Origin of the sequence: Desulforhopalus vacuolatus (assembly GCF_016918505.1) — a bacterium.
GTDB classification, from domain to species: Bacteria; Desulfobacterota; Desulfobulbia; order Desulfobulbales; family Desulfocapsaceae; genus Desulforhopalus; species Desulforhopalus vacuolatus.
This window is the reverse complement of the sequence record NZ_JAFFPZ010000005.1, coordinates 1-19,776: the sequence shown is the minus strand read 5'-3', so window position 1 is coordinate 19,776 and position 19,776 is coordinate 1. Positions and strand designations below refer to the sequence as shown.

Genomic DNA, 19,776 nt, shown 5'->3' with positions numbered 1-19,776 from the left:
AATCTCCATGTGAAATTATTCGCATCCTGGACTGTAAAAAAACTCAGCCACACTGATCTCCCCCGCAGGCAATCTCGTCAACCTCTGCAGCGTTGCGAGTGTTCCCTGCGGGAGAGAAGCGCGGCCAGTCTTATTCTCCAGGATCCCTTCTACCATACCGTGAGATGAATTTTCCTGTAAACAGAGATTTTCTCTCGCGATGATATCTCTACCAGCCAACTGACTGGTAAGCTGAAAGCTTTTATATTTATGACCAAACATCTGATAGTCAATCTCTTCTGAAGTTACACCTTTTCTTCCGTTGTCGATAGATTGAACAAGAGAGAGTATAACACCAGGTACCCCCCCCAACGAGAGACCATTCGATTTTTGTCAGCGGTGAAGGTAAATCTGAAGGCAGATACAAATAAAGAAAAAAGAATGCAACACCTATCTCAAGAATTCTGACCAGTCTGCCTTCACCTTGAGAGGTTGTTCCCGTTCAGGTTGCTTTGTGCTCCCCATGGAAAAAATACGGGTCGCCCCGGCAAAAAATCCATTCCAGCTGGTGGACCTCTTCCCCGACCTGAAAAGTGCTATTCCTTCGTTATCACGCATTTTTTTGCGTGAATTACTTCGAGGGGGCCTGCTGGTGTTATAAGGATTACGGGTAGAAATTCGCTACCACGTACGCTTTTTTTGGCTTCCAAATACCGCAGAATCTCCCCCAATTATGGTCGATAATCGACTTCTTGAGGGCACCTTGAGACTCAGTTCCGTTTTTACGCTTCATCCTGAGGTTTCAACATTATCACATACCAATTTATTCATTTTTTACCTTAATTCTGCCCAGACCTTATCTTTTATAAAAAGAATTTCCATTACAATTTCAGGATTAAAAGCTAATATCCTGGTCTCAATTTTTTCACGAATACGGTCTAAATCAGCGACTGTATTAAAATGAAAATCGTCTGACACCATCAAATGTACAAGCACGAAGGTATTGCGACCATGCTTCACCACCCTAAATTCATAATCATTTAAAGGAATGTCCTTTGTTGCATCATCCAGTTGCTTTTCCAGTTCATTTAAAAAAGGTTCAGGTGGAGCCATATAGAGAACTTCACGCATATTACTGAATAATATTTTTAGCGGTATTGGCACTGCAATAATGGCGATGACAATTAACATGACAGGGTCAACATAAGGGACCAGGTAATTCCACGGTCCCTGCTGTAAAAACAGTGCTATTGTAAATCCCAAAAAGAGACCCAAGCTCAGCATGGCATCAACGCCCCACTCCATAGCCTCAACCTTGAGTAACCCTGAGCGACACTTTTTTGCTTTCTTCCAGAGGTAAAAAGCTATGAAAAAACTTCCCACAGCAGCAATTGCTGCATAAATAATGGGGGCTCCCATATCAATATGGTTCCCGCCATTAACTATTGTTTTTACCGCGCCAAAAACTGCGTATATACAGGCTGTAATTATAAAAACAGATTTGAATACATTAATTAATGGTTCGAATTGCGTATAGCCAAAATGGAAAGCATCGTCATCTGGTTTAACCGCCAGCTGAGAAACCTTCAGAGTCAGGAAAACGATACTAAAAGAAATAAGTGAATATATACCATCAAACAGTATCGATTCTGAGCGCGTAAAGAGTGCAAAACCCAGACTAAGGAAGACAAAAGCTACAATACTGAGCATTGAAAATATTAATGCTTTTTGTTCGATTTTAGAATTGTTCTTCATATATTACTTCCTCGAAATCCCCTCACAGTAATTTTTTACTCTTAATGGCTTATATAAATTCAACCAATAACCTTCCAAAACATTCAATTTCCGGAAGTACTTCACACGATGCTGTCTTTTTTTTTGCAATCGCTACAATAGGCATCCTTCCATCTTTTTGCAAAAGATTTATCATTCGATAATATATTTTATTTAACGCCTTGATCTAATGTTTTTTTTGTTGTTCATAACGGACATCTGAGGAAAGGTCGTTGTTCCCGGTTTGCTCGTAACGCATTGCAACAGAGATATTTTTACAGGCAGACACCCCTCACCCATTCTTCGATTTTCCGAGAACAATGACCCGCCGATAAAACGTTAACACTCTTTCTGTAATCCTTTCCATGGAGTAGGTCTCGGCAAATACCCGGCTGTTTTCAGACAGTACAGCAAGCTTTTCACTATCCGCCAGCAAGGTTACAACTGTCTCCGCCCAGGCATCAGTGCTTTCTGCGACCTTGAAGCCATTATAGTCGTCCTTGACCACGTCGTAGACCCCGCTGGCCCGCACCGCCACGACAGGGCAGCCACCGGCCATGGCCTCAAGCAACACCATCCCCTGCGTTTCAGAGGTCGAAGCAAAGACGAAGAGATCGGCAGCCAGGTAACAGCGTATAACCTCCTGCGGAGGAAGACTGCCAGCAAAAACAATCTGCTCCTGCAGGCCCATCGCCGCCACCTTCTTCTCAAGTCGTTTCTTCTCCGGACCGTCTCCCACCAGCAGACACGTGAAAGGAACAGAAGTCCATGCCCTGGCCTTCGCCAGCCCGGCCAGGAGAAAATCAAGGTTCTTTTCCCTGGCCATTCGTGAAACACAGAGCAGAAGGCGTTCCCCGGGAGCGATGTATTGACTGCGCAGTGTCTGAACCTGTGATGGCGACCATTGCGCATAATCTCCGAGATTGATACCGGTGGGAATGGTCTCAATAAGAGCGCTGACCCCGAGATTCCGCAGGTATTCCTCAGTGGATAACGTCGGGGTGATAATAGCGTCGCAGTGGTTGGCAAAATGCTTGATGAGAAAATGGGCAACGAGATTTTTCAGGACCGTCCCGGGAAAGGGAAAGTAATGCGTATAGCGTTCCAACCGGGTGTGACAGGTTAAAATCACCGGGATGTCGCGCCTTCTGGCGAGCCGCAGCCCTTTTTTGCCAAGCCAGAAGGGATGGTGAACGTGTACGAGGTCACAGTCAAACTGCTTGAACGCCGCCTCAATTTTTCGCGAAAAGATATTCACAATCGGGAAGAAGGCCCATCGGGCATGCAGGAGTGAGGGACATCGGAAGACAGTGTCGTCCACATCTGTATACGGCTGTGGATACGTTGGCGCGAAGACCTTCACCACAGAGCCCTGCCGAACCAGCCCCCGGCGCAGTCTCTCTATGGAGAGGGATACTCCACCAATAAAGGGCAGATAATTGTTGGTGAACATGGCTACGCGAAGCGGCTTTTGTGAGAGAGCCTCTTCATCGACGTTAAAATCCCGATACAGGTGCTCTTGACGGAGAATCAGCGCATACAGCCTGAGTACAACGAGGCTGACAATGCCCAGGACCAGCAGCAGGTTGAAAAGATTCATATAAAAGAACGAATGCAGAAACAGTTTCAATATCTCCAGCTTTTCACGCCACCTGCCCTGCCACCCCGTAACAGTCACATCTTTCCAGACCACCTGCTCCGGTCCCACCTCAACTTTTACGAACTGATACGGCTGCTTCCGGTCGAAGAGCAGCCCGCCACCACCGCCTGAGACGATATAGTGAACACCATTTTTCACAGTTTCATGACAGATGTGATAGCCAGCCGAAAAGACCATATTCACCCCGTACTGAGAAAACATCCGCTGCAAGTCTTTGCTTACGTCTTTTTCCAGCACATAAGGGGTGTTATCCGAATCAAGACCCGACAAGGGAAAGGGAGAGTGATTTAGAAAGACAAATCGGTACGGACAGCTGGCGGCGGCCTCAAGTTCATGGCGCAGCCAGGGGAACTGCCACTCGAACGACGTTTCTCCTGTGGAATCAAGAAAGATAAAACAGGCATTTTCAAGGTAAAAAGAGAAGAAGTAGGGACCGAAATGTCGATAAAATTTTCCCGCCCCGAAATTTTCCATCTCGTTGTGTCCAACGCCCAGCACGTACGGGATATCCATTTTCCTGAGACCACGATACAACAGGCGGTATTTTCCTTCCGATCCGTCGTAAACAGCGTTTCCTGCGGAGATCATAAAATCAACGTCATTCTCTTTGATCAGGGGGACGAGGCGCTTTTCAAAGATCCGCATGGAATTTCTGATATTGCCGACAACGGCAAATGTATAACTGGTTTTACCGTGCAGCCGGGTTTCAATCTGCTTAATATGCCTGGCATTGAGCGACTGGTAGTCCGTCTCTTTGACAAAGAGATAAATCCTGTAGGTGATAAGTGTCGCCAGCAGGAACAGAACGGCGATGAGAGCAAGAGTTATTTTTTTTTTGCGCCTCATGAACAGCCCGCCTTTTTACGCTTCACTATTTCCCTGCAGAGGACCAGAATACCAATCGCCACTCCGACATAGATGGTAAAAAAGCGCCAGGAAAGGGTCAGCAGAGTGATATCCTGTTTGTCTACCAGCTGGGCGAACAGGAGTCCGTATCCACCTTCAGCAATACCCGTTGCTCCCGGAGTAGGGGCAAAGTACATGAAAAAGGTCACCACCACCTGAAAGGCCAGAATAGTCAGCACCGGCACCTGATATCCCAGCGCCCTGATCAGAACGATGGAAAAGGAAAAAAGCAGCAAAAGGAAAAGAGCAGTAAAGACAACAGAAAGGATGGCCCAGCCGGGATTGTTCCTGAAATATTTTTTGAATCCACAGGAAAACAGGTCCAGTTCACACGAAACTTTTAAAAAAAGGGTTCTGAACCGCAACCGCGATACAATTTTCAGGACAGTAAGGAGATACAACCCCCGAAACACGCAGTGCTTAACTTTACGTATTTTGTATAAAATAATCCAGAAAACAGCGATATAAGCGCAGGATATCAAGGTGATACCGTAGAGCATATTTCGGTGAAAAAAGATATGAACCAGATTTGGGTTGCCCCAGAGAATGACCGGGGTAAGCGTGAAAAGGATCAGAGCGGCGAGAATGGTTCGAATTGATGTAGCCGCTGTTGCCTCACCAACAGTCATACCGTTTCGATTCAGGAAATAGACCTGAGCCACCCCGCCTCCGGTGGCCAGTGGAGTGACATTGGAGACGAGAAAATTGATAAAGACAAGTTTAAAGATGCAGGTAAAGGCGATACGAAAATCCATGGCCCGGATGACACAATACAGTCGTAAACCGTCAGCCAGAAAATAAAGGGCGAGAAGAACCGCCAGGCTGCCGATCACACCGGCTGAAAACAGATTGGCAGGAATCCGGAACTGCCCGCCGGAAAAGGAGTGGAACACAAAATACACAGTGCCCAGAGAGAGCGCAAAAAACAGCAACGTCAGCCCCAAATATCCTGTACCCTGCCGGGAAACACGCAGAGGGACACGCTGCAATTCTTTTATCATCAGGCCTTCTCCACTTCAGGGTATCCTTCAAACAATCTTTCCCCGATCATTATCAAGATACCCGTCAGCCCTCTTTTGAGCCTCATCGCCCAGCGTTGTAATCACGTCAGCAAGATGGTCCGCCCATTCCCGGATCTGTCCTTTACGAAGTTTGGGCGGAACCTTGAGAGGCGTGCCAAAAGCCAGACAGACCCTTGTGAAGGGCAGCGGCAGCTCCATCCGATCCCATCTTTTGTGCAGAACAATTTTTTTGCGACTGCCAACTGCAACCGGTAAAAGCTCAAAGTCGAAATTTGAGGCCAGCCGTATCACGCCGTTTTTAACCCGATGACGGGGACCGAGCGGGCCGTCCGCCGCAGTAGCAACAGCATGCACCTCCGATAACACTTCGACCATACACTTCAGGGAACCACGTCCCGGTCGATCTGGAATCAGGGCGCTTTTGTACCCGAAGTTTTCACAAATTTCGGCGATAACACTCCCGCGCATTGACTGGCTGCTGAGGACACAGGCCTCGTATCCCTCCAATAAAGAAAATATCGGGACGTAATTCCCGTGCCAGAAACAAACCAGAAAACGCCTTTTTGTCCCGCAGAGCCGGTCCAGATGCTCACGGCCTGCAAAATGAACCTGCCATGTCTGGCGCTGCCACCGCAGAACACGGGCCATTAAAGCGCCTTTCACCTGGATAAGTCTCATGGCAAATCCCCCACTGAAGGTATCTTCGATCACCTTCAGCGTCCAGTTATCAGCGCAATAAAGGCCGCTATTCCACGCCTGTAATACCAATCACATTTTTTACTGACCAGAAAACGCGACTGCGTGAACATTTTTTTTGGCGATTACGAATGGATAAACAGGATGTAAAATTGATCTCATTGTAGAAACGTCCATTGTGCTGGAAACACCCCAATCGTTCGTCTCTACAAAGACTTTTTGCTTTTTCTCCTGCCTCCTGTCTCCCTTTTCCCGTCCCCCTGCCTGTCTTATCCCCTTAATCCTCATCAATCAGAGAAATTTCCATATCAATCATCTCTCTCGCTCTTTCCAGGGTACGTTGCCGGGTGATACCACCCATCCTGACATGTTGCGTCTGTTTTGACGGACTGGTGATATCGAAACTAAAGGCAGAACACTGGTTATCTTCAGCAGTTATGGAAATAATCCACCCTTTGTAAAGATCTGAAATTGCCTGGTTCATTTCAACCTCCTGTGTGTTTAGGAACAGCAGCGACTCAAAACCATCCTTTGAAAAAGGCTTTGGGCAGATGGGCGATTCTTCGATATTTCCAGTTGTCTATTTTTCCTCGACGCAGCAGTTCCTGCCCAGTTCCTTCGCCGCGTACAACGCATCATCAACCCTTTTCGTGAGCTTTTGTATCGTATCCTTTGCTTTATACTCAGTAATACCAAAGCTGCAGGTAATTATTCCAATATCAGGAAATACCGTTGTTTCGATTGCTGCGCGCACTCTCTCGGCGATCATACAGGCTTTTATCCCGTCTAACTGTGGCAAAATGATAAGAAATTCTTCCCCACCCCACCTGCCCGGGGTATCTATTTCGCGAAAGTTTTTTCTCAGGATGTCTGCCATTTTTTTCAGGGCTTCATCTCCTGCAAGATGTCCATAAGTATCATTGACTTTTTTAAAGTAATCAATGTCCATAAGTATGATGGAAAAGGTCCCGGAATACCTGTTTACCCGCTTCAATTCATATTCCATCACTTCATCTAATCTCATACGGTTATTCAGTTGTGTGAGGACATCGGTGCGCATGTTGGCATAGGCATGTTTCAGGGCAAACATCATCTCCTGAAAAGAAGAGGCAAGCAAAATTATTTCATTCTCTGTCCCTTTTACAGGCGACAAATCCTCGGAAAATTCATCAAACGCCTGCACCATTTTGTCAAGCCTCTGACCTCCACCATCACCTGTTTCGCTGCCGATTCCCTGGATATGCTGCATGACATTGCGCAGCTTGTAGACAGGGGTCAGGACAACCCTTACCAGAATACTGTTCAGCACTATACCAGTCAGTATCGCTATAGAGAGAATCAGGGTGGTAAAGAGGAGAATAATCTCCCGAGTTTCTCGTTCCAGCGAAGCCAGGGAGTAATGGATGTTCCAGAAACCAACGTTTTCACCATAGGCTGTGATCGGGCTTGCAAAGTCTAAAACAGATTGATTGTTCTCTTTTTGTTTTGTTGAAATGGATGTCATCCACAACGCCCCAATCTGCTCACGAGAGAGTTTTTTTTTCGCATTTTTATCCGTGGAAACAAGCACTTCTCCATACTCATTGTATGCGGTTATAGTCAGGATACTCTTTCGTTTCATGATCTCTGCCATGGTGGCCTTCATTGCCATGGTTTGAGATGCAAAGATTTCATTCCCCAGTTGTTCACTGTATTGTGAAGTCAGCTGCTTCAAAGAACGATCGATCTCCAGGACAGCGGCATTGCGCCGATTGGTTTCGTAAACGGTAAGAGCTGTCCCGAAAATGAGGGTGACAACTGTCAGCGTCAGTGCAACCGTGAGGGTTATTCTGTATCGAAGACTCTTCCTGTTCAGCATATTTTATTTTGACAAAGGATTTTTCAATCCGGTGTAATTATCTTGAAAATGGCAGGTCGTCCTTTTGTAATTTTCATCACAACAACCTGTTTGAGGGGATCACCATGCGTATCAAAAGAAATCTTACCGGTAACTCCGTCAAAGTCTTTTGTGGCGGCGATTGCATCACGGATTGCACCGCGATCAACAGAACCGGCACGGTTTATGGCATCGAACAGCAACATGGCTGTATCATAGGGAAGAGCTGAAAAATCCGTCACCTCATACACTTTACTATAGCGTGCAACAAAATCCCTGGATGTAGCTGTGTCCAGATCCTTATTCCAGCTCGTCGTATAATAACCCTCTTCTATGTCCTGGCCACCGTTGGCATAGAACTGACGATAGGGCCAGCCGTCTCCACCGAGCACTTTTGCCTTGATTCCAAGATCCTGGGCCTGCCGCACCATATAACCGCTCTCAGCATGTCCCGGGATAAAAAGCACATCCGGGTTAAGCTCTTGAGCCACCTTGAGAAGGCTGGTGAAATCGGTTTGTCCGGACTTATAATTTAAGACAGCAAGTACCTTCCCCCCCCTGGCTGTAAAATTCTGTGCAAATATTTTTGTAAGCCCCAGACTGTAATCACTGCTTATGTTCTGCATGATAACAACTGCAGAAGCCTTCAGGTAATTTCTCGCGAACCTGGCAAGGACTTTTCCCTGAACAGAATCAACAAAACTTGCCCGAAAAATATAGTTACCTGCCAGGGTAACATCCGGATTGGTTGAATCCGGACTGATCATGGGAACCTTCATTTTCTGCAGATAAGGGGCCATGGCCAGGGAATGAGAACTCCAGGATGCGCCCATAACGGCCACCACACCATCCTTTACTGCCTGTTGTGCTGCCAGTTTGCTCTGTATCGGTGTGCTGTGATTATCATACTCTATGAGTTTTATTTTTTTCCCAAGAAGCCCGCCTTTGGCGTTTACCTCTGCAACGGCAAAGCGAAACGCTTCAAAAAGCTCAAGATTGTCTTCCGCAGCTTCCCCGGTTTTTGCCAAAACAGCAGCTATTTTAATCTCGTCTGCAGCTGCCGCTGTTGCAAAACCAGCACTGAAAAACGGAAACAGGCACACGAGAAGGATGATTGTTTTATTCATATATAATTCCTGGATTCAAGTGGCTTCCTTGAAACAGCCTGCATTTATTCAGCAGTTCTCGGAGAGGAATAACCTGGTATACTAAAATTATTAGTAAAAAATAAGAAGTTTTATGATTGTTTTTCGTAAAATATAAAGGGTTCATAGTAACAATTACAAACACTTACAAGGTTTTACTCCGGGAATAGCTGGCATTTGTTCATATTCGAAGCACAGAAAGAATGACAAGAAATTCCTCCCCACCCACCTGCCCGGGGTATCTCTTTCGCGAAAGTTTTTTCTCCGTATGTTGACCAGTTCAAAGGATTTTTCAATCCGGTGTCATTATCTTGAAAATGGCAGGTCGTCCTTTTGTAATTTTCATTACAACAACCTGTTTGATGGGATCACCATGATTGTCAAAAGAAATCTTACCGGTAACTCCGTCAAAGTCTTTTGTGGCGGCGATTGCATCACGGATTGCACCGCGATCAACAGAACCGGCACGGTGTATGGCATCGAACAGCAGCATGGCTGTATCATAGGGAAGAGCTGAAAAATCCGTCGCCTCATACACTTTACTATAGCGTGCAACAAAATCCCTGGTTTTAGCTGTGTCCAGATCCTTATTCCAGCTTGTCGTATAATAACCCTCTTTTACGTCCTGGCCACCATTGGCATAGAACTGGCGACAGGGCCATCCATCTCCACCGAGCACTTTTGCCTTGATTCCAAGATTCTGAGCCTGCCGCACCACATAACCGCTCTCAGCATGTCCCGGGATAAAAAGCACATCCGGGTTGAGCTCTTGAGCCACCTTGAGAAGGTCGGTGAAATCAGTTTGCCCGGACTTATAATTTAAGACAGCAAGCACCTTACCCCCCCCGGCGGTAAAATTCTGTGCAAATATTTTTGTAAGCCCCAGACTGTAATCACTGCTTATGTTTTGCATGATAACAACTGCAGCAGCCTTCAGGTCATCTCTTGCAAACCTGGCAAGGACTTTTCCCTGAACAGAATCAACAAAACATGCCCGGAAAATATAGTCACCTGCCAGGGTAACATCCGGGTTGGTTGATTCCGGACTGATCATGGGAACCTTCATTTTCTGCAGATAAGGGGCCATGGCCAGGGAATGAGAACTCCAGGATGCGCCCATAACGGCAATCACACCATCCTTTACTGCCTGTTTTGCTGCCAGTTTGCTCTGTATCGGCGTGCTGTGATTATCATACTCTATAAGGTTTATTTTTTTCCCAAGAACCCCGCCTTTGGCGTTCACCTCTTCAACAGCAAAGCGAAACGCTTCAAAAATTTCAAGATTGCCTTCCGCAGCTTCCCCGGTTTTTGCCAAAACAGCAGCTATTTTAATCTCGTCTGCGGCTCCCGCCCTTACAAAACCAGCACTGAAAAACGGAAACAGGCACACGAGAATAACAATTGCTTTATTCATATATAACTCCTGTATTCCGTTCATATTCGAGGCACAGAAAGGATGATAAGAAATTATTCCCCACCTGTCCGGGATCTCTCTTTCTCGAAAGTTTTTTCTCCGTATGTCTGCCATTTCAAATGGATTTTTCAATCCGGTGTAATTATCTTGAAAATGGCAGGTCGTCCTTTTGTAATTTTCATCACAATAACCTGTTTGATGGGATCACCATGCGTATCAAAAGAAATCTTACCGGTAACTCCGTCAAAGTCTTTTGTGGCGGCGATTGCATCACGGATTGCACCGCGATCAACAGAACCGGCACGGTGTATGGCATCGAACAGCAGCATGGCTGTATCATAGGGAGGAGCTGAAAAATCCGTCGCCTCAGACACTTTACTATAGCGTGCAACAAAATCCCTGGTTTTAGCTGTATCCAGATCCTTATTCCAGCTTGTTGTATAATAGCCTTCTTCTATGTCCTGGCCACCGTTGGCATAGAAGTGGCAAAAAGGCCAGCCATCTCCACCGAGCATTTTTGCCTTGATTCCAAGATACTGGGCCTGCCGCACCACATAACCGCTCTCAGAATGTCCCGGGATAAAAAGCACATCCGGGTTGAGCTCTTGAGCCACCTTGAGAAGGTCGGTAAAATCGGTTTGCCCGGACTTATAATTTAAGACAGCAAGTACCTTCCCCCCCCCGGCTGTAAAATTCTGTGCAAATATTTTTGTAAGACCCAGGCTGTAATCACTGGTTATGTTCTGCATGATAACAACCGTAGCAGCCTGCAGATCATTTCTCGCAAACCTGGCAAGGACTTTTCCCTGAACAGAATCAACAAAACATATCCGAAAAATATAGTCACCTGCCAGGGTAACATCCGGATTGGTTGAATCCGGACTGATCATGGGAACCTTCATTTTCTGCAGATAAGGAGCCATGGCCAGGGAATGAGAACTCCAGGATGAGCCCATAACGGCAACCACACCATCCTTTACTGCCTGTTGTGCTGCCAGTTTGCTCTGTATTGGTGTGCTGTGATTATCATACTCTCTGAGTTTTATTTTTTTCCCCAGAAGCCCGCCTTTAGAGTTCACCTCTGCAACGGCAAAGCGAAACGCTTCAAAAAGCTCAAGATTGTTTCCTGCAGCTTCCCCCGTTTTTGCCAAAACAACAGCTATTTTAATCTCGTCTGCAGCTGCCGCCGTTGCAAAACCAGCATTGAAAAATGGAAACAGGCACACGAGAATAACAATTGCTTTATTCATATATAATTCCTGGATTCCGTTCATATTCGAGGCACAGAAAGAATAATAAGAAATTATTCCCTCTCTCTTTCGCGAAATTTTTTATCCGTATGTCCGCCATTTCAAAGGATTTTTCAATCCGGTGTAATTATCTTGAAAATGGCAGGTTGTCCTTTTGTAATTTTCATCATAATAACCTGTTTGATGGGATCACCATGAGTATCAAAAGAAATCTTACCACTAACTCCGTCAAAGTCTTTTGTGGCGGCGATTGCATCACGGATTGCACCGCGATCAACAGAACCGGCACGGTGTATGGCATCGAACAGCAGCATGGCTGTATCATAGGGAAGAGCTGAAAAATCCGTCACCTCATACACTTTACTATAGCGTGCAACAAAATCCCTGGATGCAGCTGTGTCCAAATCCTTATTCCAGCTCGTCGTATAATAACCTTCTTCTATGTCCTGGCCACCGTTGGCATAGAACTGGCGACAGGGCCAGCCGTCTCCACCGAGCATTTTTGCCTTAATTCCAAGATCCTGGGCCTGCCGCACTACAGAACCGCTCTCAGAATGTTCCGGGATAAAAAGCACATCCGGGTTGAGCTCTTGAGCCGCCTTGAGAAGGTCGGTGAAATCGGTTCGCCCGGACTTATAATTTAAGAAAGCAAGTACCTTCCCCCCCCCGGCTGTAAAATTCTGTGCAAATATTTTTGTAAGACCCAGACTGTAATCACTGGTTATGTTCTGCATGATAACAACCGTAGCAGCCTTCAGATCATTTCTCGTGAACCTGGCAAGGACTTTTCCCTGAACAGAATCAACAAAACATATCCGAAAAATATAGTCACCTGCCAGGGTAACATCCGGATTGGTTGAACCCGAACTGATCATGGGAACCTTCATTTTCTGCAGATAAGGGGCCATGGCCAGGGAATGAGAACTCCAGGATGCGCCCATAACGGCAACCACACCATCCTTTACTGCCTGTTGTGCTGCCAGTTTGCTCTGTATCGGTGTGCTGTGATTATCATACTCTATAAGGTTTATTTTTTTCCCAAGAACCCCGCCTTTGGAATTGACCTCTGCAACGGCAAAGCGAAACGCTTCAAAAATCTCAAGATTACTTTCCGCAGCGTCCCCGGTTTTTGCCAAAACAGCAGCTATTTTAATCTCGTCTGCAGCTGCCGCCGTTGCAAAACCAGCATTGAAAAACGGAAACAGGCACACGAGAATAACAATTGCTTTATTCATATATAATTCCTGGATTCGAGTGATAAGTGCAACACGTTTAGCAGTAATTTCAGCCCTTTTTACATGGTTAATTCATCGGTTCATTCGCTTTCAAAACAGCAGATGAAAATTTTTCTGTATCGTACCATTTATAAGGAGTGTCCGGTTATAAAATTGTGTGTTTCTTCTTTTAATCGTTTTTGTTTGTGTATTTGCGTAGCTGCGGCATGTTCTGCAACCTGCTGTCTTGCTTCATTACGAATCTGATTACGCAGCTGGCGAACACGGCGAACAGAGACAGATTCACCGTGTTTTTCCTGACAGTAATTTGCCATGAGAAGAGAAGTAATCAAACCGGATAATATCTGCAGGGTACCTTGCACCACCATGCAAAGAAACTTTCGATATCCCGGCGGCATTTGTATATCAATGCTGTCTATTCGGCTGACAGGTTGTTTGCCTGACAGATTGAATATGTCTGTGGCAACCCGGTACTGCCTGCCAGCGACACTACAACCGACAAAACGAAGCAGCTCTGCAGGGTCCCTTGATATCAGGAGTTCCATTACCGGGTCAAAATGGGTACTCTCTGTGGCAGGCGTTTGCATGATATAAAATTTTCCGTTGAAACAGAGGCAAAAGCATGTTCTTCCAAGATTCAGGCATTGAAGTAGCTCTCTGGATTCCGCCACTGGTGGCATTTGTGGTCTCCTTTTTCACCTCGATGGGCGGGGTTTCGGGTGCTTTTTTACTTTTACCTTTCCAGGTGTCAGTTCTTGGAAATATCTCCCCGTCAGTCAGCGCCACCAATCAGGTATACAACATAGTGGCAATCCCCAGTGGCGTCTATCGCTACTGGAGTGAGGGGCGGATGGTGTGGCCTCTGACCTGGGTTGTTATTATCGGAACCTTACCGGGTGTCTTTATCGGGGCCGTGGTGCGGGTTGCATACCTGCCCGATCCAAAGCATTTCAAGCTCTTTGCCGCAGGTGTCCTTCTTTATATTGGCCTGAAGATGGTACTGGATCTCCTCAAGAAGAAGGGAGGCGGAGAAAGCACCGAAGAGCGCTTTCAGGATTCGGTGAAAAGATACCGGTTAAAGACCGGGAAAGAAGAGTTGAAGACCACCACAGTGACATACTTCAATCTCAAACGAATAGGCTACACCTTCTATGATGAATCCTTCGACGTTTCGTTTTGGGGGATTTTCTTCCTCAGCTTCATCGTGGGCATTATCGGAGGCATCTACGGCATCGGTGGCGGATCGATCATTGCCCCATTTTTTGTAACGTTTTTCGGCCTGCCGATATATACCGTGGCCGGAGCTGCCCTCATGGGCACCTTTGTTACATCAGTGGCCGGTGTTGCTTTTTATCAGGCTCTCGCACTGTTTTTTCCTGAGTTGCAGGTGGCGCCAGACTGGCTGTTGGGGATACTTTTCGGAGTGGGAGGAACAGCAGGGATGTACCTTGGTGCATCCTGCCAGAAATTTATTCCCGCCAAAGCAATTAAATGGATGCTCGGCGGGATCATTCTTCTGACAGCCTGCAAATATATTTTCTCTTTTTTTAGTTCTTGAGAGGATGATTGCCATTTCGCTGATTACCGCCACCGTAGAGACAAGGCATGCCTTGTCTACACAACAACATTGTGGGAAACCACCACCGTACCAATTCCCCACCAATGGTCTGTAAATCCACCGTTATTACCCAGTGGTGACAGCATGGCGTGTATCATTTCACGGATTATCGTTGATGATTACCATTTCGCTGATTGCCGCCACCGTAGAGACAAGGCATGCCTTGTCTACACAACAACATTGTGGGAAACCACCGCCGTACCGATTTTCTACCAATGGTCTGTAAATCCACCGTTATTACCCCATGGTGACAGCATGGCGTGTATCATTTCACGGATTATCGGTGATGATTACCATTTCGCTGATTGCCGCCACCGTAGAGACAAGGCATGCCTTGTCTACACAACAACATCGCGGGAAATCACCACTGTACCGATTTTCCGCCAGCGGTTTATAATTCCACCGTTATCACCAATGAGATCAATTTACATCCTGTTTATCCCTTCGTAATCACCAAAAAAGATTCCCACGCAGTCGTGTTCTCTGATCAATAAACAATGTAATTGGTATTAGTGAAAATTCGTGTCCATTCGTGGTTACCAAAAAAGAGGTCTACGTAGTTGCATTCTCTGGTCAACACAAAATGTAATTGGCATTAATCCTTTTTATACGATCTCTGCTTCACGTCCCTGCACACCCTCTCAACCTGATAACTTATGGCCTTTATACGCTCCACTGAAAGAACCTGCCTGCCTTTTGCAAGAAAAGCACAATTTTTGCCACTATATATGACAATGTCACTCGACTTCGTCCTGCTAATAAACCATCCTGGAAAAGATAACACAGGCACAACCGGTTGAGGCGTCCCTGTTGAAGACGCAATCCATTTGCTGAGCCACTCAGCCTGACGCCTTGCCTGCTCTAATGGCTTCCTCTCCGTCCACGAAGGGAACTGTAGATGTTCACCATCAAACGTGAGTTTATACCCTGGCTTATCCTTTGAGTCTAAGGGTTTTGCCCTCCCCTTGGTTTCAATTGCAAATACACCTGTCGGTCCAATAGCGATATGGTCGATATTAAAACCATCAGCGGGGAAGTCATGAAAGATGTTGAAACCGAACGTAATCAATGTAGTTAAATCCTGCCCTGTAGCGACCTCACACTCATATCCTAAACGTAACGTGTTCCTTTGGTGAAACTTACGATAAGAGTTAATGATTATATAGATAAAAAAGCCACTACCACAGAGTAACAGCACTAAAATAAGCATAAATCTATTACACTCAGGACAATTCAATATCTGCAGGAGATAGAGAGATACTATCTGAAGAAAAATAATTGGTATCATCAATGTTTGAGCTGTAATTTCTACTGTCAATTCGTTAATTTTTTCAAGGAGAGATTGACCCGGATTTCTCAAAAGGTCATTACTCAACGGAGACTTCCTCTTCCTTGTAGAGAGCTTGAAGAGCTTCAGCAACAAAACTGCAGGGACGACAATTAAGCCGACTGCAATTAGAGGTGCAACCAGAGGCGAAATAAACGTAGAAGAGAGAGTCAAATTCATTTTTTGTCACTTGGAAAATTCATATTTAGGATCGTCATCATTTACACCAATTTCTATTATCAGCCTGGATAGTAATAAATGCAACAGGTTTGCCAATGGAGGTTTCTCTGTGTCAAATTCAACAACAGAACTCCGTTGTCTCTTTCCTCCTTCTGATACCATTTACATTTTGTATTGGCGGATTCAAAGGCAGGGACGGGAAAAGGGAGACAGGAGGCAGGAAAAAGCAAAAGGTCTTTGTAGAGACGACCAATTTGGGAATCTCCAGTACAACGGATGCTTCTACAATGAGATCAATTTTAGCTCTAACGAAGAAAAGGAGCAATTCAGCACTCCGCAATCTCAGTCTGAGATCTTCCTGTTTGAAGAAAAAGGCCACGACCTGGCACCTTGCTACAAGAATGCCTACTGGCAGTGAATACCGGGACCTGTGCCGGGAACCTCCGATCAGGTTGTGGCGACGTAACCATATCGGCAGCTCTCTCTTTTTTATATGTCTGTGTTGCACCTATTGTACCCATCCAGCGACCTTCCACAACGGCAGAAGAAGATCACACCTTCCTACAGAACAACCGGTATGTCTTAACCCGTTTAAACCGGGACCCTCCACGACTAAAACAAGAATACTTCAACGGATGCAACGTGGACGGTATGTCTTAACCCCGTTTACAAACCGGGACCTTCCACGACAAGGATTTTGTTCAGCGCATATTTAATGCAGGACATGATGTCTTAACCCCGTTTACAAACCGGGACCTTCACGACAGTACCTCTTTTTTCCCCATTAAAAACAACAGGTTACAACAGTGTTTCCGGCGACCAGGCCAACAGCCACGAAACCACACCGAAACAACTCCTCCTTTTTGCCATTTTTCTCAATGATTTCAACGCCCGGCGGCATATTCTTTGCTTTTCACCTCTATCACGCTGATATCATTATGTTTTCCTCGTTTTCGGCAGTTTATCATCTTTTTTTTAAACGATTACCGGACCCCTTGAAATTATTACATATTTTCGATTTCAACTGTTGGGACCTCTTTTAAAAAATCTCTTATCCGCCTGCGTTTTTCCTCAAGGGAATGGCCATCCCACTCTTTTTCGCAGGCAGGCCACTCGCCGATACGTTCAATTGGGAAAAGAGGTTTCGTTCACAATCCCCCAACATTACCCCATCACTCCCTGCACAACCCCGATTTGACTTCACCTTGTGACCAGGCCTGAAGATAATTTCAACGCCCGGCGGCATATTCTTTGCTTTAAAACAAAAAAGCGGTAAGACATTTTTTACCGCGAAGAACGCGAAGGAAGGCAGGAGAAAGGCAAAAGACGCGAAACAGTCTCATCCCACAACGGATGTTATCGAGTTTTGTTGCCCTGCTTTTTCCTGCCTCCTGTCTCCTGTCTCCCTTTTTGTCTTTTTCGAAAGCAGGCCACTCGCCGATACGTTCCTTTCTTGAATGAAAATGACCACAAGGGTCTTAACCCCGTTTACAAACCGGGACCCTTCACGACGAACCAGCGCGAAGGGGACGTATTTTGCGAATGGCGTCTTAACCCCGTTTACAAACCGGGACCCTTCACGACAGAAACAAATTAGCGTCCCTTGCAGAAAGAGTCTCTACCATTCCGTCTTAACCCCGTTTACAAACCGGGACCCTTCACGACAGTACCTCTTTTTTCCCCATTGAAAACAACAGGTTACAATAGTGTTTCCGGCGACCAGGCCAACAGCCACGAAGCCACACCGAACTTACCCCTCCTTTTTGCCATTTTTCTCAATGATTTCAACGCCCGGCGGCATATTCTTTGATTTTCATCTCTATCACGCTGATATCATTAGCTTTTCCTTATTTCCGGAAATTTTTCATCTTTTTTAAAAACGATTACCGGACCCCTTGAAATTATTACATATTTTCGATTTTCCATAAAACCGGCAATGAAAAAGAAAGGTCTTCAGGGAACCTTGAAACAGCTTGTCTTTCATTCATCTTCAAGGTGCAGGAAGAAACTTACCACAGGCATAACCTTGTATCCCGAGGATAAATTTTTGACTGTAATCAAGAAGATAGTCGATTATTCAATATTCCCTTCAGATGATAGTATAGCGGGGATCAAGGCTCACCTTTCCCGGCCCGTCAATGCGAATTGTATTGATATCTTTATTACAGAGTGAATAATACCGTATCGAATCCTTATCAGCCTCAATTATCCTGGCCAGCCGTTGCTGTAATTCCGTGAGTTCGTCGTCATCGAGATGACATTCAAAGATAGACCGCTGTACCCGAAGGCCGAAGTTCTCCATTTCCCGGGCCACCTTGCGTAATCGTTTGTCATCGCTTATGTCAAAACAAATGAGATACATGAGGGTCCCTTGAAACAGATTGAATTTCGTTCATATTCGAGCACAGGAGAAAATCTAACTCTGACAAAGTAAAGGAGTGATTATTCGATGTTCCCATAACTATACGATAAAATAATCACCGTCACCGGTCAATTCCCCCTTCCCTTGTCTGGTGATCTTGTCAGCGCACCAGCTGCATAAAGAATACCAGCGTATGGAATCCTGCCCCACAATCAGACCTGTGATCTCTACTCTCAACTGATCAAATTCCTTACCGTCAAGATGGCACTCGAAAACCGAATGCTGTACCCGGAAACCATAATTCCCCAGGATGCCGGCGACCTTGCCCCGGATCTTGTCGTCGGAGATATCATAGGTAACAACCCGCAACATACTCATTTCAACAGCAGGGGCTGATATCTTTCCTGCCTGCCCTGGATAACACGAGCGATTTGCAATATCTGATATTCCATACAGCGGCGATAGTCCATTTTCGTACTGGTCACCGGGTGCTGACGGGTTGAGTTCAGCTTTTTTTCCAGTTCTCTGATAAAGAGATTTTTCGCGTTCTCCCCCAGCAAACACCCACTGCCATATTTCTTCCCGACAGAAAAATCAGCCGGTTTGATCCTGCGAGAAATAACCAGTTTCCAGACCACCGTATCTACGATCAAGGCCCTAAACTCCTCTATTAAATCAGAAGGCTACCTTGAATAATCAGTCTTTCGCCCATCTTCTTCGTTACAGTAAAAAATTTATCCTCGGAATATCAATCATATACCTGCGGTAAATTTCTTCCTGTGCCTCGAATATGAACGAAATACAAGATTATTCAAGGTACCCAGAAATCAATGCCGGATGACCAGGGCGGATAGAATGGAGAAAACCAACATGAGGGTTCAGGCCCCTGGCTCTGGCCAATGAATAGATGTTGTAGTACAGCAGTGTATATCCGTAGGAGAGCAATGCGTTTACCGGATCCGCTGGTGGATGCTTTTTTCTGCCGGAAAACCGCCAGTCGCCATCAAGGACAGACGCTATCCCCTGAAAATAGCTCCTTGCCGCGAATCCTTCATAGCCTCGAAGCTCATCCAGTGTTTGCGCAGATTTCATTTTTTGCACTATGGAGGTCATGCCTGTGACACTTTTTGACAACTCTCTGCTCGACTGCCGCCTGCTTTGCCGGCGCAGGAGCACAAGACTGTTGTTGATCTTGCCATGAATGAGTTCTTTTGCCAGACCAAGGCAGAAATCGATATCACCCGCCCTGTTAAACTGATCTCGATGAAGTAAAACCGGGTCTGTGTCAAAGGCGTCGATGATGCCGTAAAACTTTCCCTTGCCCGACAGCAGG

19 protein-coding genes are annotated in these 19,776 nt (G+C 45.9%); 2 read left to right on the top strand and 17 right to left on the bottom strand.

The window, feature by feature from the left end; translation table 11 throughout:
- Positions 1-15: 15 nt before the first annotated feature.
- The 12 genes from JWG39_RS04635 to JWG39_RS04580 form a co-directional block, all read right to left on the bottom strand.
- Positions 16-351, bottom strand: a complete 336-nt coding sequence (locus JWG39_RS04635; protein ID WP_205218209.1) for a hypothetical protein — start codon at positions 349-351, stop codon at positions 16-18.
- Between the two features lie 462 nt (positions 352-813).
- Entirely contained in the window at positions 814-1,734 is a 921-nt protein-coding gene (locus JWG39_RS04630; RefSeq protein WP_205218208.1) for a cation diffusion facilitator family transporter, read from the bottom strand.
- 310 nt (positions 1,735-2,044) lie between these two features.
- Positions 2,045-4,258 carry a glycosyltransferase gene (locus JWG39_RS04625; protein WP_205218207.1) on the bottom strand — a complete coding sequence of 738 codons (2,214 nt, stop codon included), beginning with the start codon at positions 4,256-4,258 and terminating at the stop codon, positions 2,045-2,047.
- Positions 4,255-5,319: a lysylphosphatidylglycerol synthase transmembrane domain-containing protein gene (locus tag JWG39_RS04620; RefSeq protein WP_205218206.1), complete on the bottom strand. Its 1,065-nt coding sequence runs from the start codon at positions 5,317-5,319 to the stop codon at positions 4,255-4,257. The genes JWG39_RS04625 and JWG39_RS04620 overlap by 4 nt, the downstream gene beginning before the upstream one ends.
- A gap of 27 nt (positions 5,320-5,346) precedes the next feature.
- Entirely contained in the window at positions 5,347-6,018 is a 672-nt protein-coding gene (locus JWG39_RS04615) for a lysophospholipid acyltransferase family protein (RefSeq protein ID WP_205218205.1), read from the bottom strand.
- A gap of 295 nt (positions 6,019-6,313) precedes the next feature.
- Positions 6,314-6,520, bottom strand: a complete 207-nt coding sequence (locus JWG39_RS04610; RefSeq protein WP_205218204.1) for a hypothetical protein — start codon at positions 6,518-6,520, stop codon at positions 6,314-6,316.
- A gap of 96 nt (positions 6,521-6,616) precedes the next feature.
- Positions 6,617-7,894, bottom strand: a complete 1,278-nt coding sequence (locus JWG39_RS04605; protein ID WP_205218203.1) for a GGDEF domain-containing protein — start codon at positions 7,892-7,894, stop codon at positions 6,617-6,619.
- A gap of 23 nt (positions 7,895-7,917) precedes the next feature.
- Positions 7,918-9,039, bottom strand: a complete 1,122-nt coding sequence (locus tag JWG39_RS04600) for an ABC transporter substrate-binding protein (protein WP_205218202.1) — start codon at positions 9,037-9,039, stop codon at positions 7,918-7,920.
- Positions 9,040-9,349: 310 nt separating this feature from the next.
- Positions 9,350-10,471: an ABC transporter substrate-binding protein gene (locus JWG39_RS04595; RefSeq protein WP_205218201.1), complete on the bottom strand. Its 1,122-nt coding sequence runs from the start codon at positions 10,469-10,471 to the stop codon at positions 9,350-9,352.
- 128 nt (positions 10,472-10,599) lie between these two features.
- Positions 10,600-11,721, bottom strand: a complete 1,122-nt coding sequence (locus JWG39_RS04590; protein WP_205218200.1) for an ABC transporter substrate-binding protein — start codon at positions 11,719-11,721, stop codon at positions 10,600-10,602.
- Between the two features lie 113 nt (positions 11,722-11,834).
- Positions 11,835-12,956: an ABC transporter substrate-binding protein gene (locus JWG39_RS04585; protein WP_205218199.1), complete on the bottom strand. Its 1,122-nt coding sequence runs from the start codon at positions 12,954-12,956 to the stop codon at positions 11,835-11,837.
- A gap of 128 nt (positions 12,957-13,084) precedes the next feature.
- On the bottom strand, positions 13,085-13,543 hold the full coding sequence (locus JWG39_RS04580; protein WP_205218198.1) for a hypothetical protein: 459 nt from the start codon (positions 13,541-13,543) through the stop codon (positions 13,085-13,087).
- Positions 13,544-13,578: 35 nt separating this feature from the next.
- Between JWG39_RS04580 and JWG39_RS04575 the strand changes: the two genes are divergently transcribed.
- Entirely contained in the window at positions 13,579-14,514 is a 936-nt protein-coding gene (locus JWG39_RS04575) for a sulfite exporter TauE/SafE family protein (RefSeq protein WP_205218197.1), read from the top strand.
- Positions 14,515-14,658: 144 nt separating this feature from the next.
- A complete protein-coding gene (locus tag JWG39_RS04570) occupies positions 14,659-15,024 on the top strand; it encodes a hypothetical protein (protein ID WP_205218196.1) in 366 nt (121 codons plus the stop codon).
- Between the two features lie 145 nt (positions 15,025-15,169).
- Here the strand turns inward: JWG39_RS04570 and JWG39_RS04565 are convergent, their stop codons facing one another.
- The 5 genes from JWG39_RS04565 to cas1 all read right to left on the bottom strand — a co-directional run.
- Positions 15,170-16,081: an NERD domain-containing protein gene (locus tag JWG39_RS04565; protein WP_205218195.1), complete on the bottom strand. Its 912-nt coding sequence runs from the start codon at positions 16,079-16,081 to the stop codon at positions 15,170-15,172.
- Between the two features lie 2,089 nt (positions 16,082-18,170).
- Positions 18,171-18,443, bottom strand: coding sequence for a CRISPR-associated endonuclease Cas2 (gene cas2 / locus JWG39_RS04560; RefSeq protein WP_205218194.1), 273 nt, complete (start codon positions 18,441-18,443; stop codon positions 18,171-18,173).
- A gap of 99 nt (positions 18,444-18,542) precedes the next feature.
- A complete protein-coding gene (gene cas2, locus JWG39_RS04555) occupies positions 18,543-18,821 on the bottom strand; it encodes a CRISPR-associated endonuclease Cas2 (protein WP_205218193.1) in 279 nt (92 codons plus the stop codon).
- Positions 18,818-19,114 carry a CRISPR-associated endonuclease Cas1 gene (locus JWG39_RS16700; protein WP_338032179.1) on the bottom strand — a complete coding sequence of 99 codons (297 nt, stop codon included), beginning with the start codon at positions 19,112-19,114 and terminating at the stop codon, positions 18,818-18,820. The genes cas2 (JWG39_RS04555) and JWG39_RS16700 overlap by 4 nt, the downstream gene beginning before the upstream one ends.
- Before the next feature lie 136 nt (positions 19,115-19,250).
- Positions 19,251-19,776: CRISPR-associated endonuclease Cas1 (cas1, locus tag JWG39_RS16695; protein ID WP_205218191.1), on the bottom strand; the 526-nt coding region annotated here is incomplete at its 5' end.

Coding starts and splice junctions, on each gene's coding strand:
- JWG39_RS04630 (WP_205218208.1), bottom strand. CDS start 1,734: ATGAAGAACAATTCTAAAATCGAACAAAAAGCATTAATATTTTCAATG.
- JWG39_RS04625 (WP_205218207.1), bottom strand. CDS start 4,258: ATGAGGCGCAAAAAAAAAATAACTCTTGCTCTCATCGCCGTTCTGTTC.
- JWG39_RS04620 (WP_205218206.1), bottom strand. CDS start 5,319: ATGATAAAAGAATTGCAGCGTGTCCCTCTGCGTGTTTCCCGGCAGGGT.
- JWG39_RS04615 (WP_205218205.1), bottom strand. CDS start 6,018: ATGAGACTTATCCAGGTGAAAGGCGCTTTAATGGCCCGTGTTCTGCGG.
- JWG39_RS04610 (WP_205218204.1), bottom strand. CDS start 6,520: ATGAACCAGGCAATTTCAGATCTTTACAAAGGGTGGATTATTTCCATA.
- JWG39_RS04605 (WP_205218203.1), bottom strand. CDS start 7,894: ATGCTGAACAGGAAGAGTCTTCGATACAGAATAACCCTCACGGTTGCA.
- JWG39_RS04600 (WP_205218202.1), bottom strand. CDS start 9,039: ATGAATAAAACAATCATCCTTCTCGTGTGCCTGTTTCCGTTTTTCAGT.
- JWG39_RS04595 (WP_205218201.1), bottom strand. CDS start 10,471: ATGAATAAAGCAATTGTTATTCTCGTGTGCCTGTTTCCGTTTTTCAGT.
- JWG39_RS04590 (WP_205218200.1), bottom strand. CDS start 11,721: ATGAATAAAGCAATTGTTATTCTCGTGTGCCTGTTTCCATTTTTCAAT.
- JWG39_RS04585 (WP_205218199.1), bottom strand. CDS start 12,956: ATGAATAAAGCAATTGTTATTCTCGTGTGCCTGTTTCCGTTTTTCAAT.
- JWG39_RS04580 (WP_205218198.1), bottom strand. CDS start 13,543: ATGCAAACGCCTGCCACAGAGAGTACCCATTTTGACCCGGTAATGGAA.
- JWG39_RS04575 (WP_205218197.1), top strand. CDS start 13,579: ATGTTCTTCCAAGATTCAGGCATTGAAGTAGCTCTCTGGATTCCGCCA.
- JWG39_RS04570 (WP_205218196.1), top strand. CDS start 14,659: ATGGCGTGTATCATTTCACGGATTATCGTTGATGATTACCATTTCGCT.
- JWG39_RS04565 (WP_205218195.1), bottom strand. CDS start 16,081: ATGAATTTGACTCTCTCTTCTACGTTTATTTCGCCTCTGGTTGCACCT.
- cas2 (WP_205218194.1), bottom strand. CDS start 18,443: ATGTATCTCATTTGTTTTGACATAAGCGATGACAAACGATTACGCAAG.
- cas2 (WP_205218193.1), bottom strand. CDS start 18,821: ATGAGTATGTTGCGGGTTGTTACCTATGATATCTCCGACGACAAGATC.